This is a genomic window from Gordonia sp. SID5947 (genome assembly GCF_009862785.1).
Taxonomy (GTDB): Bacteria; Actinomycetota; Actinomycetes; order Mycobacteriales; family Mycobacteriaceae; genus Gordonia.
Genome location: NZ_WWHU01000001.1, coordinates 907,373 through 933,735, shown reverse-complemented (window position 1 = coordinate 933,735; position 26,363 = coordinate 907,373). Strand labels below are relative to the sequence as shown.

General features: G+C 66.5%; 20 protein-coding genes and 1 pseudogene. 11 read left to right on the top strand and 10 right to left on the bottom strand.

Annotated elements, in window-relative coordinates; translation table 11 throughout:
• The first annotated feature begins 79 nt into the window (after positions 1 to 79).
• Positions 80 to 847 carry a hypothetical protein gene (locus tag GTV32_RS04330; protein ID WP_237421481.1) on the top strand — a complete coding sequence of 256 codons (768 nt, stop codon included), beginning with the start codon at positions 80 to 82 and terminating at the stop codon, positions 845 to 847.
• Positions 848 to 900: 53 nt separating this feature from the next.
• Positions 901 to 2,661 (top strand): FAD-dependent oxidoreductase, encoded by a 1,761-nt coding sequence (locus tag GTV32_RS04325; protein WP_161059089.1) that lies wholly within the window; start codon positions 901 to 903, stop codon positions 2,659 to 2,661.
• On the opposite strand, the gene GTV32_RS04320 is transcribed toward GTV32_RS04325, so the two are convergent.
• Genes GTV32_RS04320 through GTV32_RS04305 form a run of 4 tightly spaced genes read right to left on the bottom strand, consistent with a single transcriptional unit; the run spans position 2,640 to position 6,872 of the window.
• Entirely contained in the window at positions 2,640 to 3,749 is a 1,110-nt protein-coding gene (locus GTV32_RS04320; protein ID WP_161062330.1) for an FAD-dependent oxidoreductase, read from the bottom strand. The two genes, GTV32_RS04325 and GTV32_RS04320, sit on opposite strands and share 22 nt — an antisense overlap.
• Before the next feature lie 4 nt (positions 3,750 to 3,753).
• A complete protein-coding gene (locus GTV32_RS04315; RefSeq protein ID WP_161059088.1) occupies positions 3,754 to 4,656 on the bottom strand; it encodes a DUF1295 domain-containing protein in 903 nt (300 codons plus the stop codon).
• A gap of 19 nt (positions 4,657 to 4,675) precedes the next feature.
• Positions 4,676 to 5,707 (bottom strand): LLM class F420-dependent oxidoreductase, encoded by a 1,032-nt coding sequence (locus tag GTV32_RS04310; protein WP_161062329.1) that lies wholly within the window; start codon positions 5,705 to 5,707, stop codon positions 4,676 to 4,678.
• Positions 5,708 to 5,753: 46 nt separating this feature from the next.
• Positions 5,754 to 6,872 carry an NAD(P)/FAD-dependent oxidoreductase gene (locus GTV32_RS04305; RefSeq protein ID WP_161059087.1) on the bottom strand — a complete coding sequence of 373 codons (1,119 nt, stop codon included), beginning with the start codon at positions 6,870 to 6,872 and terminating at the stop codon, positions 5,754 to 5,756.
• Between the two features lie 81 nt (positions 6,873 to 6,953).
• On the opposite strand from GTV32_RS04305, the gene GTV32_RS04300 reads away from it, so the two are divergent.
• Genes GTV32_RS04300 through GTV32_RS04290 form a run of 3 tightly spaced genes read left to right on the top strand, consistent with a single transcriptional unit; the run spans position 6,954 to position 9,744 of the window.
• Positions 6,954 to 7,301: a nitroreductase/quinone reductase family protein gene (locus tag GTV32_RS04300; RefSeq protein WP_161059086.1), complete on the top strand. Its 348-nt coding sequence runs from the start codon at positions 6,954 to 6,956 to the stop codon at positions 7,299 to 7,301.
• Between the two features lie 28 nt (positions 7,302 to 7,329).
• Complete coding sequence (locus GTV32_RS04295) at positions 7,330 to 8,100, top strand: cyclase family protein (RefSeq protein WP_161059085.1); 771 nt, start codon at positions 7,330 to 7,332, stop codon at positions 8,098 to 8,100.
• 12 nt (positions 8,101 to 8,112) lie between these two features.
• A complete protein-coding gene (locus tag GTV32_RS04290) occupies positions 8,113 to 9,744 on the top strand; it encodes a thiamine pyrophosphate-binding protein (protein WP_202421611.1) in 1,632 nt (543 codons plus the stop codon).
• Here GTV32_RS04290 and GTV32_RS04285 read toward each other — a convergent pair.
• The 4 genes from GTV32_RS04285 to GTV32_RS04270 all read right to left on the bottom strand — a co-directional run bounded on the left by GTV32_RS04285 (position 9,731) and on the right by GTV32_RS04270 (position 16,674).
• Positions 9,731 to 11,008, bottom strand: coding sequence for an alpha/beta hydrolase (locus GTV32_RS04285; RefSeq protein WP_343287208.1), 1,278 nt, complete (start codon positions 11,006 to 11,008; stop codon positions 9,731 to 9,733). The two genes, GTV32_RS04290 and GTV32_RS04285, sit on opposite strands and share 14 nt — an antisense overlap.
• Before the next feature lie 52 nt (positions 11,009 to 11,060).
• Entirely contained in the window at positions 11,061 to 13,652 is a 2,592-nt protein-coding gene (locus tag GTV32_RS04280) for a LuxR family transcriptional regulator (protein ID WP_161059083.1), read from the bottom strand.
• Between the two features lie 86 nt (positions 13,653 to 13,738).
• Complete coding sequence (locus tag GTV32_RS04275) at positions 13,739 to 14,848, bottom strand: catalase family protein (RefSeq protein WP_237421480.1); 1,110 nt, start codon at positions 14,846 to 14,848, stop codon at positions 13,739 to 13,741.
• 20 nt (positions 14,849 to 14,868) lie between these two features.
• Entirely contained in the window at positions 14,869 to 16,674 is a 1,806-nt protein-coding gene (locus GTV32_RS04270; RefSeq protein ID WP_161062327.1) for a peroxidase family protein, read from the bottom strand.
• A gap of 280 nt (positions 16,675 to 16,954) precedes the next feature.
• Here GTV32_RS04270 and GTV32_RS04265 point away from each other — a divergent pair, with 280 nt between their 5' ends.
• Positions 16,955 to 17,689, top strand: coding sequence for a hypothetical protein (locus GTV32_RS04265; RefSeq protein WP_161059081.1), 735 nt, complete (start codon positions 16,955 to 16,957; stop codon positions 17,687 to 17,689).
• Between the two features lie 33 nt (positions 17,690 to 17,722).
• Here GTV32_RS04265 and GTV32_RS04260 read toward each other — a convergent pair.
• A pseudogene (locus GTV32_RS04260) lies at positions 17,723 to 19,251 on the bottom strand (catalase).
• A gap of 206 nt (positions 19,252 to 19,457) precedes the next feature.
• On the bottom strand, positions 19,458 to 20,462 hold the full coding sequence (locus GTV32_RS04255; protein ID WP_343287207.1) for an LLM class F420-dependent oxidoreductase: 1,005 nt from the start codon (positions 20,460 to 20,462) through the stop codon (positions 19,458 to 19,460).
• Between the two features lie 88 nt (positions 20,463 to 20,550).
• On the opposite strand from GTV32_RS04255, the gene GTV32_RS04250 reads away from it, so the two are divergent.
• From GTV32_RS04250 to GTV32_RS04230, 5 genes are all read left to right on the top strand, one after another.
• Positions 20,551 to 21,237, top strand: a complete 687-nt coding sequence (locus GTV32_RS04250; RefSeq protein ID WP_161059080.1) for an HAD family hydrolase — start codon at positions 20,551 to 20,553, stop codon at positions 21,235 to 21,237.
• Between the two features lie 112 nt (positions 21,238 to 21,349).
• The gene (locus GTV32_RS04245) at positions 21,350 to 21,799 is read left to right on the top strand and encodes a helix-turn-helix transcriptional regulator (protein WP_161059079.1); all 450 of its coding nucleotides are present in this window, start codon (positions 21,350 to 21,352) and stop codon (positions 21,797 to 21,799) included.
• 5 nt (positions 21,800 to 21,804) lie between these two features.
• Positions 21,805 to 22,215, top strand: a complete 411-nt coding sequence (locus GTV32_RS04240; protein WP_161059078.1) for a VOC family protein — start codon at positions 21,805 to 21,807, stop codon at positions 22,213 to 22,215.
• A gap of 160 nt (positions 22,216 to 22,375) precedes the next feature.
• The gene (locus GTV32_RS04235) at positions 22,376 to 24,772 is read left to right on the top strand and encodes an excinuclease ABC subunit UvrA (RefSeq protein WP_161059077.1); all 2,397 of its coding nucleotides are present in this window, start codon (positions 22,376 to 22,378) and stop codon (positions 24,770 to 24,772) included.
• 147 nt (positions 24,773 to 24,919) lie between these two features.
• Positions 24,920 to 26,338: a cytochrome P450 gene (locus tag GTV32_RS04230; protein WP_343287206.1), complete on the top strand. Its 1,419-nt coding sequence runs from the start codon at positions 24,920 to 24,922 to the stop codon at positions 26,336 to 26,338.
• Positions 26,339 to 26,363 lie beyond the last annotated feature (25 nt).

The following is a 26,363-nucleotide window of genomic DNA, read 5'->3' as shown; positions in this document are numbered from 1 at the left end:
CGCGTGACAGCATTGCGCGTATCCGCCATCGCGTGCCACCCGACGTCACTCTCCGGACGTACGAATGTGTCTGTGGCGCATGGCACATCACGAGCAGAGCGCCGCGATGAGCCGGCTCTGTCCGGCCGGCGCGATGATCGACCTCGCCACCGCCGACACGGTGGCCACGGCCGGTGGTTATGCGCGTCTGCTGGGTAGGGCATCGGCGACGCCCGTGCCCGTGCGCAACGGATCCGTGCGGTGGCACCAGTTCGACGGGCCGGTCGGGGAGGGGCAGGACGGCGACGTCGACGAGAACAGTCCGTCCGGCTCACATCGTGTCTCCTTCGGCGTCGCCGACCGCGTATCGGCAGCACGGCTTCTCCAGCGCCGAGGGCTTGCGCCCACCGAACCGGTACACGTCACCGAAGACACCGGCGCTATGGAGATGCACGGCCCGGAGGTGAATGGCGGCGACATCACGGCCATCGATCATCTCGTCTTCACCGCGCCTTCGCGAGACCGGGCGCTGGCGGTCTTCGGGGCCTGCCTGGACCTCGACTTCCGACTCGACCGGGAGATCGGTGACGGCGCTCGCCAACTCTTCTTCCGCGCAGCCGATCTCGTGGTGGAGGTGGTCACGGGCTCCGCACAGGCAACCGGCGACGCGCAACCCTGTTCGCTGTGGGGTGTCGCATGGCGCTCTCAGGATGCCGAACTCACTCACCGCCGGCTGGGCGATCTCGGCGTGTCGACGAGCGAGGTCCGGATCGGACGAAAGCCGGGCACCAGATTGTTCACCGTCCGTGATCCCGCTCTCGCCACCCGGACCGTCGTGATCGAGACGGACACCGGCCACACGGTGTAGACACCGAGCGATCGATCGCGACATATGTGGTTCTGGTTTGTCAGACTGAACGGATGACCACTCCGCCCGCCCGAACCGGGCCGCGCCCCGCCGTCGTCGTGGTGTCCGACGAGCACGCCGACACTCTCATGTCCGAGTTCGAGCGATATCGGCGCGACTACGACATCACCTGCGCGAGTTCGGCGATCGAGGCGATCGCCCTCCTCGGCCGACTCCGCAACGAGGGCCATCAGGTGGCGTTGATCGTCACCGAATCCGAACTCTCCGACATGAACCTCCTCGAGGCGCTCGCGACCTTCCGCAGCATCGTGCCGACGGCCCGTCGAGTCGTCGGCATCCACTGGAGTCGATTCGTCCAGGACAGCGAGTCGCTGCGGCCCGCCCTGCAGAAGGGCAAGTTCGACACGTTCCTCCTGATCCCGCGTGGGCCGCGAGACGAGGAATTCCATTATGCGATCACGGAGCTGCTGTCGGACTGGGGCGCGACCGTCGCGGCTCCCGAGGTCGAGGTACTCCGCATCATCAGTCCCGCGCTCACACCGCTCACGATGTCGATCCGGGATTTCCTGGAGCGGATGGGCATGCCGTATCGGACGTATCCCCCGGACAGTTCCGCAGGGCGGACCGCCGTCGAGCTCTGGTCGGCCGATCGCGTCGACGCGCTCGACGGCGGGTCACCACTGCCATCCGGCCCGCTCGTCCATTCGCTGCGGGATGCCGCCGACCGTGTCATCGCCCCGGACTCGGTACGTGACGTCGCGGAGATGCTCTACGGCAGACCGTCCGACATCGAACTCGAGACCATCGTCGACCTCGCCGTGGTCGGCGCGGGTCCGGCCGGCCTCGCGGCCGCCGTCTACGCGGCATCGGAAGGGCTGAGTACTGTCGTCGTCGAGTCCGAGGCGATCGGCGGGCAGGCGGGCACGAGCTCGATGATCCGTAATTACCTCGGCTTTCCTCGGGGTATCTCGGGTATGCGACTCGCCCAGCGGGCCCGCACCCAGGCCGTCCGCTTCGGGGCGCGGTTCTTCACGGGGTGGGCGGTGGAGAGTCTCGTCGTCGAGGACTCCGCCGCCCCTTACCGCCTGCGGACCGAGGGTGGCGACGTCTGTGCCCGTTCGGTACTGATCAGCACCGGCGTCGCTTACCGCCGCCTCGGTGTCGCCGATCTCGAAGATCTCGTCGGCCTCGGCGTCCATTACGGCGCGGCCATGAGCGCTGCCCGGGAGATGGACGGCCACGACGTGTTCGTCGTCGGTGGCGGCAACTCGGCCGGCCAGGCCGCGATCCACCTGGCCCGCTATGCCCGCTCGGTCACGATCGTGGTCCGGCGTCCCGATCTCACCTCGACGATGTCGCAATACCTCGTCGGGGAGATCGCCTTCAATCCGCGGATCACGGTGCGCGGCTCCAGCGAGGTCGTCGACGGCGGCGGGTCCGGACGTCTTGAATGGATCACGCTGCGCGACAGGAACTCCCGATCCGAGCAGCGATGCGCGGCCGCCGGTCTGTTCCTGCTGCTGGGAGCGTCGCCTCATTGCGACTGGTTGCCCGACGATGTCGAACGCGATGACGACGGATTCGTCAGGACCGGCCGGGACGTGTCACGCGACCGCTGGCACGGTGACGTGCCGCCGGCGAATCTCGCGACCAGTGAGCCGGGCTTGTTCGCGGCCGGGGACATCCGGGCGGGATCGATGAAGCGGGTAGCTGCTGCCAGCGGGGAGGGAGCAAGCGTCGTGCCACTGGTGCACACCTGGCTGGAATCGTTGCGTCAGCTACAGACAGCGGATCAGTCGCGGATTCCGCGGTAGATCCCGCGCCGCACGATCCACGGTTGGAGTATCGAATCGATCGACCACGCCGGGAACCGGAAGGGGCGGCCGTTCGGGGCGAAGACCTCGAGTCCGTCGGGCTGCACGCCGAGAACCGATCCCCAGCGCCGCGTCCGCGGTCGATACGTCCGCAACGACTGCCCGACAAGGGCGGCCGCCACGTTGTGCGCCACCAGCCGGTCGGCCCGGTTGCGTGCGGAATTGCGCAACGGATCGGTCGCCGCGACGTCTCCGACCGCGAAGACGTCACCGTGCCCGGCGACCCGAAGATCATCGGCGACCCGAACGAACCCACGTTCGTCGAGGAGGTCATCCGGGAGCCATTCGGTGTTCGGCCGAACCGCCCCGATCGCCCAGATGACCGCATCGGCGTGCACGGACCGCTGACCGGTGGACCAGTTCACCACGCCGGCGGCTATCTGTTCGACGGCACTTGCCCCGGGGACCACCGCTCGGTGTCCGGGGTGCACGCCGACCCCGAGTTCGTCGAGTCGGCGGCGGATGCGATGCCAGACACGTGGATGATGGTGGGGGAGTGCATGTTCGCCTGGAAAGTACAGATCGACCTGCTTCGCCGGCCAGACCCCCGCGACATTGGCGGCGGCGCTGACCGCGGCGGCACCACCACCGACCACCGCGACCGACTCCGCCGCCGACAACTGCTGGTGCGTGGTCGCGAGGTCGGCGTCGACCTCGTCGGCCGATTGCACCGTCGGCCGGCGCCAGAATCCGTTGCGGACCCCGGTCGAGATGACAAGCGCGTCATAGCGCTCCCCGGTCTCGATCCCATCGGCGTGCCGTACGTCCACGACTCGTGCGGACGTGTCGAGTCCGGTGAGGGTGCCATGGACGACACGGACTTCGTCGAGACCGCGGAACTTGCCGAACGGAATCCAGTAATCCCGGCTCCACTCGTTCGGCCGGGTGATACGGCTGCCGACTTCCTGCCCGCTCACGAGCCCGGGTTTGACCGAGATCCCGACGACGTCGTGACGGCGGGCCAGGCGGATGGCCGTGAGTACACCGGTGTCGCCGAGTCCGGCGACGACAATTCGCCTGCGCGGCACGCCGTCACCCACGCGACGCGCTCCGCGGCGGACGAGGCACGAAACGTGGCACCCGGTCGATGACCGCCTGATAGCCGGGCCGGCGCTCGAGGCTGCGCTTCTCCATCATCGGGATGCTCGCACCCTCGAACAGCGCGAGCATGACGATCGCCCCGGCGAACAGCCACCACGCGTCAGACGGTGCGGCCGCGACACCGAACAATGCCAACGCCACCCAGAACGAGAACTCGCCGAAGTAGTTCGGATGCCGCGACCAGCCCCACACACCGCGGTCCATGACCTCGCCCGGACGTCGTGTGACGGTGAAGCCACGCAACTGCCGATCGGCCACGGCCTCGAGGAAGATCGCACCGAGACCCACCACGAATGCCACGACGACGAGCCAGAACGGTCCGTCGGCCGGTCGGGTGACCGCTACGTACACGGGGAGCATCCCGATGAACACCTGGATGGTGGGGATGAGATGGATCGCGAACAGATCGGCGGGCCACGACCACCGGCCTGCGTTCTCGCGGATCATCCCGTAGCGCCAGTCCTCATGGTGCAGTCCGGGAAATGTGCTCACCCAGTTGGCGGTCAGCCGGATCGCCCACACCATCACCACGATGGCCACCATCCACGAACGAATGTCGCCGACGCCGAGATCCCCGCTCCACCACCAGTAGACGAGCATCAGTGGCGGTATCACGCTCCAGTACGCGTCGTAGAAACTCGAGTTCCGGTAGCCGCGACTGAACGCGAAGATCACCAGAGTCGCGAAGAGGTCGGCGATCAGTGTGTCCAGCCACAGGGCGGACGTGGTGGGGCCCCAGAGGAGCCACACGGCCGCGACGGCAACGGCGATCACATAGGCGATCGTGATGCGGACGAGGCCGTGTGATCGCCGAGCCGCTACGAGGGTCGACATGATGTGCGCGCGCTCCCCGTCAGATCAGGGTCGCGAGTTGTTCGACCTCGGCCACGCTGCCGGGTGACACCAGCATGGTCGTCACTCCGGCAGCCTCCCATCGGGCGACTTCGGAGCGGACATGGTCGATGTCGCCGACTATCGCGGAGTCCTCCACCACCTCATCGGGAATGATCCGGGCCGCCTCGTCTTTGCGACCGGAACGGAACAGCGCGGTCACCTCGTCGACCACCTCGGCGTATCCCATCCGGCGGTAGACCTCGGCGTGGAAGTTCGTGTCCTCGCTGCCCATGCCGCCCATGTAGAGGGCCAAGAACGGCTTGATCGCCTCGTAGCTCGCCGACCGGTCGTCGGTGACGACGATCTGGGCGGTCGCGCAGATCTCGAAATCCGCGCGGCTGCGACGCGCCCCGGCGCGGGCGAAGCCCTCGTCCAGCCATTCGTTGTATGTGTCGGCGAGGCGGGGGGTGTAGAAGAGCGGCAGCCAGCCATCCGCGATCTCGGCCGCCAGCGCGATGTTCTTCGGCCCCTCGGCTCCGAGCATCACCGGGATGTCGGCCCGCAGCGGATGCGTGATCGGTTTCAACGGCTTGCCCAGCCCGGTGGTGTCACCGCCGCTCAGTGGCAACGGATAGTGCGGCCCCGCGCTGGTCACCGGCGCCTCACGCGCCCATACCTGGCGCATGATGTCGATGTACTCTCGGGTCCGCGCCAGCGGCTTGGCGAATCGCTGTCCGTACCAGCCTTCGACGACCTGCGGGCCGGAGACGCCCAGGCCGACGATGTGCCGCCCACCCGAGAGATGATCGAGCGTCAGGGCAGCCATCGCGCACGCCGTGGGCGTGCGAGCTGACAACTGGAGCACCGATGTGCCGAGGCGTACGCGTTCGGTCGTCGAGCCCCACCAGGCCAGGGGCGTGTAGGCATCCGACCCCCACGCCTCGGCGGTGAACACGCTGTCGAAGCCTGCCGATTCCGCGGCAGTCACCAGTTCCGCATGGTTCTTCGCCGGCTGCGCACCCCAATATCCCAGCTGTAGACCGAGTTTCATATCGCTCCCCGTGTTGATCGACGCCGGCCGGAGGACCGACATGTCCTCAGCCTAGAGTGTCGGTTCCCAGCGTCGTGCGGACATCGCGAGCCAAGGCCAGGCACGACGTCAGACCGGGGGACTCGATGCCGAACATGTTGATCAGCCCGGGCACGCCGTGTTCGGCAGGGCCCTGCACGAAGAAGTCTGCGGACGGCTCGCCGGGACCACTGAGCTTGGGCCGGATGCCTGCGTAGGCAGGCGTCAACGCGTCGTCGGGGAGTTCCGGCCAGTACCGACGGATCGCGGTGTAGAAGCGATCCGCCCGGTCGGGGTCGACCCGATAGTCCAGCTCGTCGGTCCATTCGACATCGGGGCCGAAGCGCGCGGCGCCGCCCATGTCCAGGGTCAGGTGGACCCCCAGCCCCCCGTCCACCGGCACCGGGTAGACCAGTCGCCGGAAGGGCACCGAGCCTGCCGAGAGCGTGTAGTAGTTGCCCTTCGCCAACCAGCGTGCCGGAAGCCGACCCGGCGGAAACCCGTCCAGCGATCCGGCGACGTCCCAGGCTCCGAGCCCACCACAGTTGACCAGTCCCCGGCACCGGAGGTCGCCCACGCCTGCGACCTCGAGAGTCATCGGCGAACCCGTTCGGACCGACCCCGCGACCACGCGGCTACCGAGCGCGACACCGGCGCCGGCCCCTTCTGCGTCGGCGCGCAGAGCCCGCATCAGGGCGTGACCGTCGACGATGCCGGTCGACGGCGACAACAGCCCCGCGACGCCCGCGATGTGCGGTTCGAGTTCGTGAAGAGCTGCCTCGTCGAGCTTCTCCAGGTCGGTGACACCGTTCGCCGCAGCGTGGGCCGCGACGGCATCGAGTCGCGCGATCTGGTCGCGATCCGTCGCGACGATGACCTTGCCCAGGCGGCGATGAGGTACTGCGCGCTCCACGCAATACCGGTAGAGGAGTTCACGCCCGGCGACGCATGCGATGGCCTTGCGACTGCCCGTCGGATAGTAGATCCCCGCATGGATCACCTCGGAATTGCGGGAACTCGTCTGCGTACCAACGGCATTCTCCGATTCGAGCACGAGCACCTCACGGCCCGCGGACGCGAGTTCACGGGCCACCGCAAGGCCGATGACACCCGCGCCGACGACGACCACATCGACGGTCTCCACCATCACGTCGAGGGTAATGAGCCGAGCTGCCGCTGAGAAGACTAGATTGGGCGACACCTGCCATCGTCTCTCGAGGGGATCTCTGTGAACCGGTTTCAGCAGACAGCATCGATCGTCAACAAGCTCGTCACTCCGGTCCTACGATTGCCGGTTCTCAGCTCGTTGCTCGGCCGGTCGATCATGGTCCTCCGGTACACAGGTCGCACGTCGGGCAAGACCTTCGAGCTCCCGGTCGGCTACCGCCGCGACGGAGACGACGTCATCGTCGGGGTGGCCATGCCCGACAAGAAGCGGTGGTGGCGCAACTTCACCGGCGAGGGCGGCCCGGTCACGATGGTGACCGACGGAGTGACGCAGACGGGCCACGCCGTCAGTCGTCGCGACGACGACGGTCAGGTCCTCGTCCGGATCGCCGTGGACGCCGACCGCTGAGGCGGCAACGAGACCCGAAGGATTTCTGATGACAGCCATCGACGCACTTCTCGGTTCGCTCGGCGACGGCTCGGTGTCCGTCGTGGACCTCACCGCGCCACTCAGTCCGGCCACGCCGGTCCTACAGCTGCCGGCCCCGTTCGCCAACACGATCTCGATGTCGATGGAGACGGTGAGCGACTTCGACGACAACGGACCGTTCTGGGGCTGGCACAACATCCACACCGGTGAACACACGGGCACCCACGTCGACGCGCCCAGTCACTGGGCGACCGGACGGGACGGTAGTTCGGTCGACCAGATCCCGCCAGGTCGTCTCGTCGGGCCTGCCGTGGTCCTCGACGTCACCGACGAGGTCGCGGCCGATCCGGATTTCCTCCTCGAACCCGAGCATCTCGACGCGCACGTGGCCGCCCAAGGGCCTTTGCCCGACGGTGCGTGGCTTCTGTTCCGCACGGGGTGGAGCCGCTTCAACGCCGACGCGGATCGATTCCTCAACGCCGATTCCGAAGGGCCGCACAGTCCCGGGGTGTCGGTGGCGGCCGCCCAGTGGCTGGCCTCGTCGTCGATCAGCGGGTTCGGCGTGGAGACCGTCGGTATCGACGCCGGGCAGGCCGCTGCGATGGATCCGATCTTCCCCGCTCATCACTACCTGCTCGGCGCCGACAAGTACGGGCTGACACAGCTCCAGAATCTCACGTCCCTACCGCGTGCCGGGGCGATGCTGGTCGTCTCACCACTGCCCATCGTGGGTGGAACCGGCTCGCCGGCACGTGTTCTCGCCTTCGTCCCGGCCTGATCGGTCCCCGTGATGGTGACTGTGGCACAAGTCGTCGCCCGGACCCTGGTGGATCTCGGCGTCGGGACCTGCTTCGGTGTGGTCGGCAGCGGAAACTTCGTGCTGACCAATGCTCTTCGGTCGCACGGTGTCCCGTTCGTGGCGACGCGCCACGAAGGAGGTGCCGCGTCGATGGCAGACGGGTACAGCCGCGTCGCCGACGTCCCGGGGCTCGTGTCCGTCCACCAGGGGTGCGGACTGACAAACGCGATGACCGGCATCGCCGAGGCAGCCAAGAGCCGCACACCGATGCTGGTACTCGCCGCGGACACCGCGGCGGATGCGGTGTTGTCTAACTTCAACATCGATCAGGACGGGCTGGTCCGCAGTGTGGGCGCGGTCGCCGAACGCGTCCATGGTGCCGCGTCAGCGGTCGCCGACGTACAGCGGGCGTACCGCACCGCGGTGCAGGGTCGGCGGACCGTCGTACTTAATCTTCCGCTCGACGTCCAGGGCGCCCGACTCGACGCCCCCGAGGCGGCTGCCACGCTGCGGACGCCCGGTCCGGTCCGACCATCCGCGGATTCCGTTGCCGCACTGCAAGAAGCGCTCGCGGCCGCTGAGCGGCCCGTGTTCGTGGTGGGACGCGGCGGTCGACACGCCGGGGACCAAATCGCCGAGGTCGCCGCACGGGCGGGCGCCCTCGTCGCGACCTCCGCAGTCGCCAACGGGCTGTTCCGCGGCGACGACTTCGACCTCGGTATCTCCGGCGGCTTCTCCACACCGCTGACCGCCGAGCTGATCAGCGACGCCGACCTCATCGTCGCGTGGGGTTGCGCGCTCAACATGTGGACGATGCGGCACGGCACGCTCATCGGCGCCGGGGCCGGTGTCATCCAGATCGATGACGACCAGAGCGCGCTCGGGGCGAATCGTCCGATCACCCTTGGCATCCACGGGGATTGCGGTGCGACCGCTGCGGATCTGCTCGCCACGTTCGGCGACGAACGCACCGGATACCGGACAGCGGAGGTCGGGCGGCGCCTGACCGCAGGACGACGCTGGAATGATGTTGCGACGGCGGACCTCTCGACGGCGGATCATATCGACCCACGCGTGTTCAGTGACCTGCTCGATCGCGCTCTGCCACCCGAGCGTGTCGTCGCGGTCGACTCCGGCAATTTCATGGGCTATCCCAGCACCTACCTGCAGGTTCCGGACGAGAACGGTTTCGTGTTCACCCAGGCGTTCCAGTCCATCGGCCTCGGCCTCGCCAGTGGGATCGGCGCCATGCTCGCTCAGCCGGACCGGCTCGCAGTGGTCGCGACCGGCGACGGCGGATTCCTGATGGGGATCGCCGAGCTGGAGACGGCGGTCCGACTCGGGCGGCCGATGCTGGTCGCTGTGTACGACGATGCCGCGTACGGTGCCGAGGTCCACCACTTCGGTCCCGACGTCGACCTCGGCTCGGTGACCTTCCCGGACACCGACATCGCGGCGCTGGCACGCGGTTTCGGAGCCAACGCCGTCACGGTCAGAAGCCGCGCAGACATGACAGCTGTCGACAGGTGGCTCGATTCACCTGCGGGGGTGATGGTCGTCGATGCCAAGATCGCCTCCGACGGCGGGGCCTGGTGGCTGGCCGAGGCCTTCACCGGACATTGAGGCCGATGGTGTCGGTACCACTCTCGAGGGCACGCCGTGGACCCAGCTCGGAACGTAGCCACGTATAGACGTCAGCGTGGTTCAACAGGGTGAAATGATGTGCACCGCCGATGTGGATACCGTCCGACGGTCGCAGGCCGATGGTGCGACGTCGACTCTGCCCGCGTCCACTCTCGGCGAGAACCAGGCCATCGCCCAGTAGTCGTCCGAGCGGGTGACCCGCCCGCCGGGTCACCGATGCCGTCGCGAACAGATGGCGCACATTCTGCTGCAGAGGCGCGTCATCGGGAAGAGGCTGCCGGAGCATGTCGCGATCGACGTCGAGCCACCCTTGCTCGGTGAGGGTGCCGTGGAACAGATCGCGAACTCCGGCACTGCGCCTACGGAGCAAGTTCCCGAACGGGGCCGTCATCGATGATCTGGCGAGGCCCGCGGTCGCCGCATGCACGCCCTTCGCCACCGGCGCCCCGAGGTGTGGGGTGCCGAGATACACGGTGTGCCGGAGGAGACGTGCCCAGTACATGTCCGCTCGGACGGCTCGCTCGCAGGCGCTACGGATGACGAGCCCGCCCATCGAGTGCCCGATCAGCGAGATATCGGTGACCGGGACCGGCCACAACAGGACGAGTGCCGCCAGGAGCTCTCCGAGGGCGTGGCCGTTGTCGCTGATGTGGCGGCCCGAGTTGTACCGGATCCGAACCTCCGTCGTCCAGAGGTCGGCACTCAATCGTGCACCGTAGGTGGGTCGTCCGCCGATCTCCCATGCGTATTCGGATTCCATGAGGCCGTGCAGGAACACCGTGATGTGGCCGCCGGCAGAGGGGAATGCGGCCCGCAACGCGGCGGCGGTCGGCGGGACCGCCCGGCCGCCGGCGCGAATCGACATCCCGGTGGCCAACGGCGAAGCGTCATCTGCCAATTGGTCGCCGATCAAGCCATTGAGGATGCCGAGCGCAACTGCGCCACGGGCGGTCTCTGACGGCGCCGCACCTGCCCTCGGCAGTTCCGCACCGACGGCAGCAAGGCGCCCTATGAGGTCTGCTGACTCGCCGACCGTGGTGTAGGTCGCCACCGAGAGCGCGTCGTGGACCATGCGGACGGGTTGCGCCCGGCGGCCAAAGGCCATCCGTAGGCCGCCGAACACTCCGTCCGCGATGGACGAGTGGACCTTGGCGATGCCTGCGGTGGCCCGGCGGAGTTCGGTTCCCGCCAGCGCCGCGAGGGCGGCCAGCTCGGCCTGGCGACGATCGGCTGGGGCACTCACCCAGCCAGTGTACATGTGTACACCAGCGCGTTCTCGGCGCGCATCGCCGCTGCTAGTGCTCCCAGACGATCTTGGCCAACGCATCCCGATCGGCGACATCCAGCTTGATGCACGCCCGATAGATATGCCCCTCCACCGTGCGCACCGAGACCGTGAGACGTTCGGCGATCTCGCGGTTGGTCAGGCCCTTCGCCACCAACGCGGTGATCTCCCGTTCTCGAGCGGTGACCGGCAAGGGGCGGGCGGCCAGCCGGATCGCCGGACTTGTCGCCCCGTCGCAACTCTTGGACAGCCGAAGGGCGCGTGCACTCGACTCCGCACGCTTTCCGCGGCGGCCGGCACGGTCGTGCAGTGCCACCGCCTGCGCGGCGGCATCCGCCGCGGAGAGGAGGAGGCCGGCATCCTCCAGGTCACGACTGACGTCGTCGAGTGCCGTCGCATCGGCGTCGGCGACCGCCACGGCGTGCCGGGCGTACAAGCCCGCAACTGCTCCGTGGACCTGTGGTGCCAACTTCGTGAGGCGATCGGCAACGGTGCGGTCGCCGAACCGGGCCGCATGATGCAGCGCCTCCGCCTCGAGGGCGAACTGGCCGCTGTCGTGGGCGACGGTCGCCGCCGAGCGCGACATCTCGATCGCCGAGCGGTCGCTGCCACCGGCGGCAGCGACCCAGGCGCGGGCGATCATCCGCTGCGGCTCATGCAGCGCCACATGGGATCCGACGTGCTCGTCGGCGTCGTGCAACACCCGCTCGGCCTCGGCGACGTCATCGAGCGCGGCGTAGGCGCGCGCCAACAACAGTCGCGCGGGAAGCCGCCACGGCAACGAGGTCTCGGCGTTGAGTGCCGCAAGAGCCTGCTCGATCGCCGAGATCGCGTCCCGAAAGCGTCCGCGGTAGGTGTCCACCAGGCCGGACATGATCTTGGCGATGGCCCACCCCAGAAACTGTCCCGACGACGAGAACTCGGTGTATCCGGCGACCCGCTGCTCGGCGGTGACGAGGTCGCCGACCATCGTCAGGGCGAGTGCGTCGCAATACCGCACCATGACGCGGATCATCCCGTCGGTGGCCTTCTGCTCGGCCCGGCATCGCTCGGCGATGGGTTCGAAATCATGTCCGCGACCGGCGACCGGCATCGCCAGGCCGGCGGCGAACGCAGCGAAGTCGATCGCCTGCTTCGGCACGTCGGGCTGGGCCAGCACCCGTTCGGCTTCTGCGATGCCCTCGTCGATCCGGTTCTCGTGCACGGCCATCGCGGCGCCTGCGGCGTCCACGACCAACATGATCGCGGGATAGTCGACCTTGTCCTGCATGAGCTCGAGGAGTCGATGGCTCTGTGCGACATCGCCGATCGACCAGAACAACAGGCTCATGCGGGGGACGCCCCATTGCACCAGTTGCAGCTCATCGAGATCGTCGGGATCGAATCGCGCAAGGATCTCGTCGGCCTCCACCGGGCGGCCCTGCCAGAGCAGGGCCCGAGACAGCAGTTCACCGGCGGCCAGACCACCGTCGCGCTCGAATGCGGCTCTCGCCAACCGTTCTCCCAACGGCAGATTCGCGAGGAAGACCGCATCCTTGGCGGCCGAGATCAGCAGGCCCGGCTCGGTCACCTGGTCACTGTCCACACACAGCCGGGCCAGCCGAATCCGGTCCGCGGCCGAGCCGAGCTCCCGGTCACGCAACCGGGAGACGATGCGGGAGCGCAACTTCCGTCCGGCCATGGTCCCGATTCGGCGACGGATGACGTCACCGTAGAGCGGGTGGACGAACCGGACGTTGGTGGTGTGGCCGTCGTGGGACACGCGGATCAGGTTCTGCACCTCGGCCGCATCCAGGGCATCGACGCCGACCAGGTCGACGAGGGTGTCGATGTCGAGTGGCTCGCACAGAGCCAGCAGCTTGAGCGCCTCCATCACCGACTCACCCGCGCGATCGAGACGGTCGTCCAGCAATGCCACCAGCCCGGACGGCACGGCGGTCGGACCGCGAAGCTGCCAGACCCCATTGGTCTCCGAGAGCGTGCCGGCATCGACGGCACCTTCGACCATGTTCCGCAGGAACAGCGGGTTGCCGCCGGAGGATTCCCAGATGACGTCTGCACTCAGACCTTCCAGGGTCCCACCGAGCACACGCTCCACCAACGTCGTACATTCCGCTTTGCCGAGCGGCTGCAGTTCTATCCGCGCGAGGTGGCCGTCCTTCCACAGCGACGTGACCGCATCGGGAACGGGTTCGCCGGTCCGCACCGTCGCGACGATCCGCGCCGACCGCTCGACCGCGATCTGGTGGAGCAACGTCGCCGAGAGCTGATCGAGCAGGTGCGCATCGTCGACGCCCACGACGGTGTCGGCCTCCGAGAGGAGGGCTTCCCGGGCCGACACAAGCGCCGCGATCGGGTCACGTGATGCGATCGGCGCCACCCACGGCGCGAACGCACCAAGCGGGATGGCGTGGGACGACTCCGTACAGGCCGCCCACTGCACGGGGACGCCCAGCGCACCGCTCACGTTCCGCGCCAGCGTCGTCTTGCCGACGCCCGCGGAACCCACGAGTACCACGCCACATCCGTCGGAACTGGTCAGAGCAGTTCGGATGGCGTGAGTTTCGGTCGGTCGACCGAGCAGTTGCCAGCGGCCTCCCATGGGGGCCGAGTATAGTGCGCGCGACCGGTCGGTTGTGATCGTTCGGCCGAGTCGTCCGGTGCCGTCGGGCGTACCGGTGATGGTGCTCATTCGGGTAGGTCGTCCGTGTCGGAGGGTTCGCACATCGGAGCGTTGTTCACCTGGTGACGAAATCGGCTGGATGCGTCGTACACCTTTCGCTTCAGCCGGTTGATCGAACCCAGTGGCCGGTGCGCGTCGAGACACCGCCACGAGTTGAAGGACAAGACGTCGTCGCCGTAGGCCCGTCGTTCGGGTGTGTACGGGTCCTGCTCGTCGAATCGGATGGTCGCGACCGTGCGGTGCGGGGACACCTCCTCCGGCCAGTCGAAGGTCGCATCCTCGATCCACCGGCGGTCGGTGCTCGCGCAGAGCTGAACGCGGAGTTCGTACTCGGCACCGTGGCAGGAGAAGAAGTCGACCACCATGTCCTGGAAAGCGTTGACGCCGGTGCCGGCGGGCACGGGCATGCCCGCCAGGGCGCGCACCTCCGGCGACGACGGGACACATGCCATCCGGGCCACGTAGTCCCCGAAGCGTAGCGGCGCCGACGAATAGAACGTGTCGCCAAGGATGTGGGTGTTCGGTCTGACGAAGACCGCAAGACTCTCCGGCAGTGGACGCCCGAGAGGGCGCAGGATGCGACCGTCTACTCCGGCCAGTAGCTCGCTCCCGACCTTCAGGGCCGGATCCGAGAGTCGGGCCAGCGCCCAAGCGGTGGGCATGCCGCGCTTGTAGTACGCCTCGGCATCGGCGAACAGGAAGTCACGGTGGGTCACCATGATGAAATCCTGGGTCGTCGCGGTGTCGTCGGGCAGTGCCCGTTCGCCTTCCACGCCGAGAACCTTGATGCCGAGACCTCGCACGCCGCGCATCTGGTCGCTCCTGATGGCTCCCGAGGTGCTGGACAACCTGGTGATGATGTCGAAACTCTCACCGCGCCTGGCGAAGAGGCCCTGGGCCAGTTCATCGTCCAGGTCATCGCGGACCTCGAGTTTGCCGCGGAGGATGCCGTGACTCTTGGCGTGGGCGTCGCGCAAACCCCGTTTGGTCTTGCGGTAGGCGCGTTCGTTGTTACCGCGCAAACTGGCGACGATCTTGTCGATGTAGGCGTCCTCATCGGGTTTCGGACGTTCCAGGGCGGGGTCGTAGGGCACGTACGTCGTCGTGCTGGTCATCGTGCTGGCATCCTCTCGGGTCATCGGCCCGGCCACGGTGCGAAGGGGTTGTCGACACCTGCCAGAGCCGGTGCCAGCGTGGGGAAGTGGCGCAACAAGACCGAACGCATCGAATTGTCGCGCACCCAGGCCATCCCCAGCTCGGTGTAGATCTCCGGTCGGAAGTCGGTGGTGAAGAAGCGGTCGCTGGACAAGCGGCGCGATGCCATCAGCACGAAGACACGGAACGCGGTGTCGCTGAACCCGAATCCGGGCGGCTTCCGTTCCGCATGCAGGCCGATCATCAGGTCGAGGTTGTCGATGTCGCCGTAGATGTCCTCGAGCTGTTCGGCCCATTCGGCGTTGTCGGTCAAGGCCGCGAACGAGGCGACGCGGGGGAGGCGGAATTGCCGGCGGAAGTCGTTGTAACGCGGGACCCCTCGTTCCCGGTCCCTCAGGATGTCGATCGTCGCCAGGTCGACAGGGCAGCCGTCTGGGCGGGCGAGCTGCTGCAACGCGGCAGGATAGTTGTGCAAGGTGAGCTCGCCGGCTTTCGCGCGGCCGAAGGAGTAGAAGAGATCTGGCATCGATGTCTCGTCGAGACGGTCGCGGACGTGGTCGGCGAGCAGTTTCTCGAGGCCGTGGACCGCGGGTGGGCGATTGCCGTCGATGTCACGAATCTTCACCTCGTCGGGGAGCAACGAGTGCATCCGGTAGACGGCGACGAACTCCTCGGTCAGCGAGTAGGGGACACCGTGATGGTTGGTCGTGCTGCCCGGGATCCCGCACAGCACTTCGCTGTCGGCCACTCGTCCGAACCTGCGGGCGAACCGTTCGCCGAGCAACCCGAACCAGTTTCCGCGCATCGCCGCGACCGTGGTCGGATGCGAGATGATCGCGGGAGTCCAGTCGATGGTGTGGATCTTGGCCATCAGCGCCGTGTTGACCAGGCGCGCAGTGTCGTACAGCTGCTGATCGGTCATCGACGGATATGCGGCCGCGAGCCGCCGGCAGATCACGTTGTGCTCCCGGAGGAACAGTGAATGCAGAAGGGCCAGACCGACCCAGAAGTTGGCGACCGGACCGCTGGGATCGAGGAGCCTGTCGGCCTCGGCAGGCGGGAGACCGTCCTCCGCCAACGTGATCTGGCCGCGGTCACCGGACCTGATCGCGTCGGCATAATCCTGTGCGCTTCCGTAGATCTGCGAGCCGTCCCACCAGTGGGTGTCGCGATTGGCAAACGTCGGCGCATCCGGGTCCGCGCCAGGCGCCACAGACGAGCGGTGAACGCTCATGGGACGGCGATCCTCCGGCCAGTCGTCCCCCGTGGGGAGGGGTATCTCCTGACGCGCGGCCTCTTCGTCATCCGGATGGCTGAACCAGTCGTGCACCTCGAACTGAATCCACGCTGCGGCGAGCAGATTGAGCGAATCCACCGGCTTGAACACATCGCGTTTGAGGAGTCGTTGACTGACCACCCGCGGATTCGGTTCCAGGAGGCGAGCGGGATCGGGAGATCCGCTCGCCGGTGGGACGTTCCGTCCGAACCTGCTCGCCGCGGCCCCCATCAGCGGATGGTCGAGGTCGTTGTGTGTACCGGCGCTCAGCCGGGCTCTCAACGCCCGTGGCTCCCAGGGCGGTGTCGGCTCGTCTGGGTCGCGGCCGCTGTCGTACAGGTTCAGTGCGCGCAACTGGCTGCGCAGACCGACGAGGACGGCGAGGCCTACCGGGCGCCACAGTGCCGGCCACCCCACTCTCCGATCCACCACTTCGGCGGCGCGGGCGAGGTTTCGGGTGATCGACCGCCGCCGGTCGGTTTCTCGGTCTCCACCAGTCGACGCCGTCATCAGCGTCCACCACACCCACCGGGGCACGTCCACCTCCGCTTCGCGTTGCACCACCACGCCCGGGCACCGACGCCGGGTCACCGACGTCGGGTCCTCAGGATCTTGTGCGACCAGTATGTGGTCAGATCACCGACTCGGCATGAGTAATCGACTACTCGTTGTCGCCGTCACAAATGAGGTAGTCGCCTACTCGCGTCGCATCCGGTCTCGGTCGACAAGATGTGATCACGTGCCCGGGTCGATCGACACCCGTCGCGCTTCTGGCAGAAAGGCGGCAGGTGTGATCGCACCGATCGACATCAAGGTGACCCTCGACGACGTACCCGGAGCGCTGACCGCGCTGGGTCTCACGCATGAGCGCGGACGGCATCACGACATCTGGTTCGCCGAGGTCCGGCCCGGTGTCACCGACGCCCCGTTTCCGCTGCTCAGCAATCATTTGATCATCCGCATCCGCAGTGGCGACACCGACGATCTGACCGTCGCGCTACGGCCCTGCCGACAGGGGCAACTCGCTGAGCCGTGGACCCGCCCCTTTGACACCGATTCGGTCGCCTACCGACTGAACTGGGAGTTGAGCGGGACTCACAAGGTGCTCACGGCCTCCGCGGTCAGCGAACGGCCGAAGGGGTCACTCGCGACGCAGATGGCGTCGGGGACCGATCCGCTGTCGGTACTCGACCCGGCGCAACGTCAATTCGTCGTCACCTGCACGCCCGTCGGGGTACCGGTCGACCACCTGCGGGCGCTGGGGCCGGTGTCGGCCACCACCTGGCCAGGCATCACGATCGATCAGTTCGATGTGGTCATCGATCGGTGGGCCGCCGGCGACGTGGATCTCCTGGAGCTGTGTCATCAGGTCGTCCCCAGGCAGGGCGAAGGCCTCGACGCCTTCGAATCTCGTGCATTCGCGTGCCAACAGTCATTGACCCGCTCGATCCGGCGTCGAGGCCTTCACCTGGCCGACACGGAGGTCACCACCGAGTGCGTCCTTGCAGGCCTGACCGGTGTGTGAGGTGTTCGCGCGGCAGTTGTGCCGGACTTGCCGTCAGCCCGCGCGCACCTTCTCCTGCATGGAGGTGCGCGCAGGATTGCCCTGCTCGTCGACCTTCGGGTCCGGCTCGTCGCGCTTCTCGGTGACACCGGCCTTGATCCGCGCACCGATGTCGGGATCCACCCTCGACCAGTACTCGAAGGCCCGTTCCAGGACCGGTTCGGTGACGCCGTTGAGCAGATGCCCGACCACGTTGTCGACGAAGCGCTCGCGGGCGGCATCGTCGAACACTTCGCGGACCATCGTCCCCGCCTGACCCCAGTCATCGTCTTCAGGGTGGTCGACGTACGCGCTCCGGATGATGTCACCGTCGGCGGACCATTGCGGCTCGCCCTGCCCTGCGTAGCTGGCGGCAGGCCCACCCTTGGAGTTCGGCGCGTAGACAGGGTCGGTCACCGGGGTGATGCGCATGTGCCCGTCCTTGGTGTAGCTGTGCACCTCGTTCCGGGGCGCGTTCACCGGGATCTCCTTGTAGTTCCCGCCCAGGCGAGCACGGTGGGCGTCGGCATATGCGAACACCCGTCCGAGCAGCATCCGATCCGGGCTGAAGCCGATTCCGGGTACCACGTTGTTCGGCTCGAACGCCGCCTGCTCGATCTGCGCGTGATTGTCGGTCGGATTGGTGTGCAGGGTCATTTTTCCGACCTCGTGCAGCGGATAATCGCCGTGCGGCCACACCTTGGTGAGGTCGAACGGGTTGAACCGATAGCTGACCGCGTCGTCGTAGGGCATCAGCTGCACCTTGAGTGTCCAGCTCGGGTTGTTACCGGCCGCGATCGACTCGAAGAGGTCACGGGTGTGGAAATCGGTGTCTGCGGCTGCCATCTGGTCGGCCTCGTGCTGTGTGAAGCACTCGACACCCTGATCGGTGATGAAGTGGTACTTCACCCAGTGCTTGACCCCCTGGGCGTTGACCCAGAGGTACGTGTGTGACGTGTACCCGTTCATGTGCCGCCAGGTCTTCGGGATGCCGCGATCACCCATCAGCCAGGTCACCTGGTGAGCGCTCTCGGGGGAGAGCGTCCAGAAATCCCACTGCATGTCATGGTCACGAAGGTTGTTGTCGGCGCGCCGCTTCTGCGATCGGATGAAATGCTGGAACTTCATCGGATCCTTGACGAAGAAGACCGGCGTGTTGTTGCCGACCATGTCGTAGATGCCCTCGGTCGTATAGAACTTGAGAGCGAATCCGCGCGGGTCGCGCCATGTGTCGGGGCTGCCCCGTTCACCGGCGACGGTGGAGAAGCGGGCCATCATCTCGGTCTTGACCCCGGGCTGGAAGAGCGCGGCGCTGGTGAACTCGGATACGTCCTCGGTGGTCTCGAACGTGCCGAAGGCACCGCTGCCCTTGGCGTGTGGCTGGCGTTCGGGATTCTCTCCCGGTTGAACTGCGCCATCTGCTCGATCAGGTAGTGGTCGTGCAGCACGATGGGGCCGCCTGCCCCGACGGTGAGCGAGTGTTCATCGCTTCCCGCCGGCGCCCCTGAATCACGGGTTGTGTACACGGATTTGTTGTCGGACATCTCGCCTCCGAAAAGGTCGATCCGGTCTGGGCTGTGGCACCCGAGTTGCTTCAGGTCCTGTGCCGAGCCTACGCCAGTGCCACGTCGAGCGGGCCGAATCGCGCGTGGTGGACACTGCCGTGTCGGTTAATCCATTGCTGGACAACATTATTCGCGAACCTCACCCTTTCGGGCGAGAAGGTGCCGTCCCCGCGGAACCCGACCGCCTATTCGGCGGCTGCGCGGAGCTTCTCGAGCAACGGTCCAGCAGCATCGGCCAGGAACGTGTCTTGCGATTCTCCGCCGATCTGGACGAGTGCGATGTCGGTGAATCCGGCCTCCCAGTACGGGCGGACGGCGTCGACGACGACGTCGAGGTCCGGTCCGCATGGGATCGAATCGGCCACGTCCTCAGGGGTCACGAACTTCGTCGCGGCCGCGAAACCCGCGGTGGTGGGGAGATCGGCATTCACCTCCCAGCCGCCGCCGAACCATCGGAACTGGTCGTGCGCGCGGGCGATTGCCGCGTCGCGATCGGTATCCCAGCAAATGGGAATCTGACCGATGGCCCGACTGTGCGCGGCCGCGGTACCTGCGGACTCATGTCCGTTCCATTTCTCGACTAGTCCGGCGTCGGGCTCCACGGCGATGAGGTGATCGGCCAACGGACGGAATTCGTCGATTCCGCGTTCTCCCGACACCGCGACACCGAGTGGCACGCCGCGGTCGGGCAGATCCCAGATGCGAGCCGAATCGACCTGGAAGTACTCACCACGGAAGTCCACCAGGTCGCCGCTGTGCAGAGCCCGGATGATCTCCATGGCCTCCACCAGCATGGCCTGCCGGTCGCCGATGGCCGGCCACCCCGCACCCACCACGTGTTCGTTGAGGCTCTCGCCGCTCCCCAAACCCAGGGTGAATCGTCCGTCCGCGAGAATCTGCAGGGTTGCGGCCTTCTGCGCGATGATCGCCGGGTGGTACCGGATGGTCGGGCAGGTCACGTAGGTCATCAAGTCGACCCGTTCGGTCGCGTGGGCGACCGCGCCGAGTACCGACCACGCGTACGGCGCGTGACCCTGCGACGACAACCAGGGGAAATAGTGATCGCTGGACACCTCGAAATCGAACCCGACGCGCTCGGCATCGACGGCGTAGCGGACGAGGTCCTTGGGTCCGGCCTGCTCGGTCATCAAGGTGTAGCCGAAACGTGGTGCCGAAGATGTAGTGGTCACGGTTTCGCTCCTTCGTTTGGGCGGTAGTCCGGGATTCCTGGGACGCTGGACGACGAGCTCTAGACCGGCGGCCAAACAGGAGGGTCACATGGACGGTTCGGACACTGCTTCACCGATCGACACGGGCACCACCGTCGACACCGTGCTGCTCGATGTCGACGGTACGCTCGTCGATTCCACATATCTGCACGCTCTGGCGTGGATGCGGGCCTTCGCCGCCCACGACCTCGTCCCATCGTGGTGGCGAGTGCACCGGACGGTCGGCATGGGTGGCGATCTCCTGGTGGGCGAGGTGTGTGGCGATGACGTCGAAGAACGGCTCGGCGACACTCTCCGCACGGAATGGGCGGACCGATACCGCGAATTGCTCCCTGAGGTCAGGCCGCTGCCCGGAGTTCGAGAGCTCGTCGACAGGCTGACCGGCCGTGGCCTGACGGTAGCGCTGGCTTCGTCGGGCGCGGCCGAGTTCACCGACGCCGCACTCGACGTCCTCGGTCTGTCCCGAGACGCGTTCGCGGCGGTCACCTCGGCGGAGGACGTCGACAACTCGAAGCCCGAGCCCGACATCCTGGCCACGGCCCTCCGCCGTGCGGGCGGGCGAGCCCCGGTCGTCATCGGGGACACGGTCTGGGACATCGAATCGGCCCGACGGCTGCGCGCCGAGTGCGTCGCGGTTCGCACCGGCGGATTCGGCGAGGCGGAATTGCTCGACGCCGGCGCCGCGATGGTCGTCGACTCCGTGGAGGTCCTTGCCCAACGAGGCTGGGCCCCTTGACCGCTCGGATCGGCCAGAGATGGCGGCCGCTGCACGACGATGCACCCTCCGGTGCATGACGTCCCACCGACCGTGCTTGGGCAATCGCGGTCCACGTGGCACGATCGCAGGGGTGACCAGCACGTCTTCCGACGATCAGCGCCTGCGCGACCTCGCGCGTCTGCGCCGCGTCCGTGATCGAATCGACCGCGAGTACGCACAACCTCTGGATGTGGAGTCGCTCGCGCGCGGCGCGCACATGTCGGCCGGGCACCTCAGCCGGGAGTTCCGTCGGGTGTACGGAGAGTCGCCCTACTCGTATCTCATGACCCGGAGGATCGAGCGGGCGATGGCCCTGCTGCGACGCGGCGATCTCAGCGTCACCGAGATCTGTTTCGCGGTCGGATGTTCATCTCTGGGAACCTTCAGCACACGTTTCACCGAACTCGTGGGGATGTCGCCGAGCGCCTACAAGCGCCACGACGGCGACCCCATCGACGGCATCCCGGCATGCCTGGCGAAACAGATCACCAGACCGATCAGGAATCGAGAAGCGCAGGGCACCGACTCGCGTTTACGGTGATCTCCATGAACATCACCATTCACTACACCTTCCTTCCGCAGACCGATCCCGAAGCGACCCTGAGCTTCTACCGCGACACGCTCGGTTTCGAGCTCCGAAAGGATGTCGGTTACGAGGGAATGCGGTGGCTCACCGTCGGCCCTCCGGATCAACCGGGCACGTCGATCGTGCTCCATCCGCCGGCCGCAGATCCCGGTATCACCGACGAGGAGCGCCAGACCATCCTGGAACTGATCGCCAAGGGCAGCTACGGCGCGATCACCCTGGCAACCGACGACCTCGATGTGTTGTTCGAGCGACTCGAGGCCAGCGGTGCGGAGGTCCTCCAGGAGCCGACGGATCAGCCATATGGTGTGCGCGACTGCGCTTTCCGTGATCCGTCGGGCAACTTGATCAGGATCAACCAACTCAGCTGACGGGCGGCCGTCATGTGTAGGTTCCGTGAGGGGCACCTGACCGTCGAGGAGTTCGGGACACTCACCTCGACGAACCGGACAAAGCCGCAGGACATGGTTGGATCGACGCCGAGCCCGTCACCCGGAGATGTCCTGACCAGAGCGACCAGATGGAGGCACGATGAGCACGGCCACGAAAGCGAAGAACAGGTCGTCTGAGGAACACCTCGCCGACACCCATGACCTCATCCGGGTGCACGGCGCGCGCGAGAACAATCTGAAGGACGTCAGCCTCGACATCCCCAAGCGCAGGCTCACCGTGTTCACCGGCGTGTCCGGATCGGGGAAGAGCTCACTGGTCTTCAGCACGATCGCCGCCGAGTCGCAGCGGATGATCAACGAGACCTACAGCGCGTTCGTGCAGGGGTTCATGCCGAACCTCGGCCGCCCTGATGTGGACGTCCTCGAGGGACTGACGACGGCGATCATCGTCGACCAGGAGCGGATGGGTGCCAATCCGCGCTCCACGGTCGGTACCGCCACCGATGCCAACGCGATGCTGCGAATCCTCTTCAGCCGGCTCGGCAAGCCGTATATCGGTTCACCGCAGGCATTCTCGTTCAACGTGGCGTCCATCAGTGGTGCGGGAGCAGTGAGCATCGAGAAAGCAGGGCGCACGGTGAAGGAGCGCCGCACCTTCTCGATCACCGGTGGCATGTGCCCGCGATGCGAGGGCCGTGGTGCTGTCTCGGACTTCGACCTGACGGCGCTCTACGACGATTCCAAATCGCTCAACGAGGGCGCCCTCACCATTCCCGGCTACAGCATGGAGGGATGGTACGGCCGCATCTACCGCGGATGCGGGTGGTTCGATCCCGACAAGCCGATCAAGAAGTTCACCAAGCGGGAACTCAACGATCTGCTCTACAAGGAGTCGACGAAGATCAAGGTCGAGGGGATCAATCTGACCTACCTGGGTCTCATCCCGCAGATCGAGAAGTCGTTCCTGTCCAAGGATCGTGAGGCGATGCAGCCACACATCCGTGCCTTCGTCGATCGCGCCATCACGTTCGCGACCTGCCCCGAGTGCGACGGGACACGTCTCGCGGAGACCGCACGGTCGTCGAAGATCAAGGGCAAGAACATCGCCGACCTCTGCGCGATGCAGATCAGCGATCTCGCCGCCTGGGTGCGGGACCTCGATGAGCCGTCGGTGGGCCCGTTGCTCACCAGCCTGCGCGAAACCCTCGACTCGTTCGTGGACATCGGTCTCGGCTACCTGTCCCTCGAGCGTCCGGCCGGCACCCTGTCGGGCGGCGAAGCGCAACGGACAAAGCTGATCCGGCATCTCGGCTCGTCCCTCACCGATGTCACGTACGTGTTCGACGAGCCGACGATCGGCCTGCATCCGCACGACATCGACCGGATGAACGATCTGCTGCGCCAGTTGCGGGACAAAGGCAACACCGTGCTCGTCGTCGAGCACAAACCCGAGGCGATCACCATCGCCGACCACGTCGTCGACCTCGGCCCTCATGCGGGACGTGACGGCGGTGAGGTGGTGTTCGAGGGCACCGTGGCCGAACTCCGCAAGAGCGGCACACTCACCGGCAGGCACCTCGACGACCGGGCCACCCTCAAGGACTCCGTGCGCACCCCGACCGGCGCTCTGGAGATCCGCGGCGCGTCGACCCACAACCTGCAGAATGTGGACGTCGACATCCCGCTCGGCGTCCTCGTGGTGGTCACCGGCGTCGCCGGATCCGGGAAGAGCTCCCTGATCGACGGCTCGGTGGCAAAGCGCGACGACGTCGTCTCGATCGATCAGGCGGCGATCAAGGGATCCCGGCGCAGCAATCCCGCCACCTATACCGGTCTTCTCGACCCGATCCGCAAGGCCTTCGCCAAGGCCAACGGCGTGAAACCTGCTCTCTTCAGCGCCAATTCAGAAGGTGCATGTCCCAACTGCAAAGGGGCAGGCGTCATCTACTCCGATCTCGCGATGGTGGCCGGCGTCGCCACCCCGTGTGAGGTCTGCGAGGGAAAACGCTTCTCCGCGGACGTTCTCGAATACACCTTCGGCGGCCGAGACATCAGTGATGTCCTTGCCATGTCAGTTGCCCAAGCCGAAGAGTTCTTCGGCTCCGGTGACGGGAAAGTGCCTGCCGCGCACAAGATCCTGATCCGGCTCCGAGATGTCGGACTCGGGTACCTCACCATCGGACAGCCACTCACCACCTTGTCCGGCGGCGAGCGTCAGCGCCTGAAACTCGCCGCGCAGATGGGGGACAAGGGCGATGTGTACGTCCTCGACGAGCCCACCACCGGCCTACACCTCGCCGACGTCGAGCAACTGCTGGAACTCCTCGACCGGTTGGTCGACTCGGGGAAGTCGGTCATCGTGATCGAACACCATCAGGCCGTCATGGCCCACGCGGACTGGATCATCGACCTCGGTCCGGGCGCCGGACACGACGGCGGACGCATCGTATTCGAGGGGACGCCGAACGACCTGGTCGGCGACCGATCCACACTGACCGGCAGCCATCTCGCCGACTATGTGGGAGCGTCGTCCTGACCAGAAGTACGACAACGCAATCTCCGCGGACATCGGGTCGAAACGGGTCCTGGACTCCGGTTGGAACAGATGCAACAATCTGTTTCAAGAGTGCACGGGCAGTCGATCGCCCGTGTGGAGGTCGATCAGACTAGGGAGTGGACGTCCGTGCAATCCGCGAAGAAAACCTTTCAGGCCGGCCTCGGCGCGCTGTCCAAGGCGTATCCCAGCAAGCCTCGGGCGCTGGCCGAGCCGCCTGCCGGGTCCGGGCTGAAACCGGTGATGGGTGATCCCGGCATGCCATTGCTGGGCAACACCCTCGAGTCGCTGGCAGACCCACTTGCCAGCGCGATGAAGCGTTACGACAAGTACGGGCCCGTTTCGTGGTCCGGTTCGCTGAACATGAACATCGTGACGCTGGTCGGGCCGGAGGCCATCGAATGTGCCTGGATGAACCGGCAGAAGGCCTTCTCCAGCGAAGAGGGTTGGGAACCGATGATCGGGCCGTTCTTCCGCCGCGGCATCATGCTGATGGATTTCGACGAGCACATGCACCATCGTCGGATCCTGCAGCAGGCATTCACGCGCCCACGACTCAACGGTTACCTCGACATCATGACGCCGCACATCGAGAAGACGCTGGCCAACTGGGAGGTCGGCAAGGGCTTCCCGATGTACTCACGCACCAAGGACCTCACGCTGTCGTTGGCCACGGAGGTGTTCGTCGGGGCATCGCTCACCGAGGGAGAGGCACACCGTCTCGAGAGTGCGTTCGAGGCCGCTGTCCGCGGTGGACAGGCGCTCATCCGGGCCGACGTACGCGACTGGACCTGGGCTCGCGGTCTGCGCGGTCGCGAGGCCCTGCAGCAGTACTTCCGCTCGGAGATCGGCGCTCGGCGGGCCGGCGACGGCGGTGACCTCTTCAGCGTTCTGTGCCACAGCGAGGACGAGGACGGCAACACCTTCAGCGACGAGGACGTCGTCAATCACATGATCTTCGTGATGATGGCCGCGCATGACACCAGCACGATCGCGCTGTCGATGCTCACGTATTTCCTCGGCCGGTATCCGCAGTGGCAGGAGAGGCTCCGAGAGGAGTCCCTCGCCCTCGGAAAGTCGACACTCGACTACGACGACATCGATTCCTTGCCCAGCCTCGACCTTGCCTTCAAGGAGACGCTGCGCATCAATGCCCCGGTGGGCATGCTCTTCCGGAAGGCGATCGCGGACACCGACATCCTCGGTCACTACGTGCCCAAGGACACGCTCGTCGCGATTCACCCGTGGGCGTCGATGCTGCGTGAGGAATGGTGGCCGAATCCCACGCACTGGGACCCGGAGCGGTTCGCACCGGACCGTCGTGAGGACAAGGTGCACCGTTTCGCCTGGGCACCGTTCGGCGGCGGCGCGCACAAATGCATCGGCCTGTACTTCGGCGGCATGGAGGTCAAGTCGATCATGCACCAGATGTTGCAGCGCTTCGAATGGTCGGTTCCCTCCGATTACCGGATGGAGCTCACCTATGGAACCGGCCCGACGCCTGCGGACGGTCTGCCGATCGACATCAGGCGGCGCGTGGCCTCGTAGTCCACCGGTTGTCCCGCTCGACCAC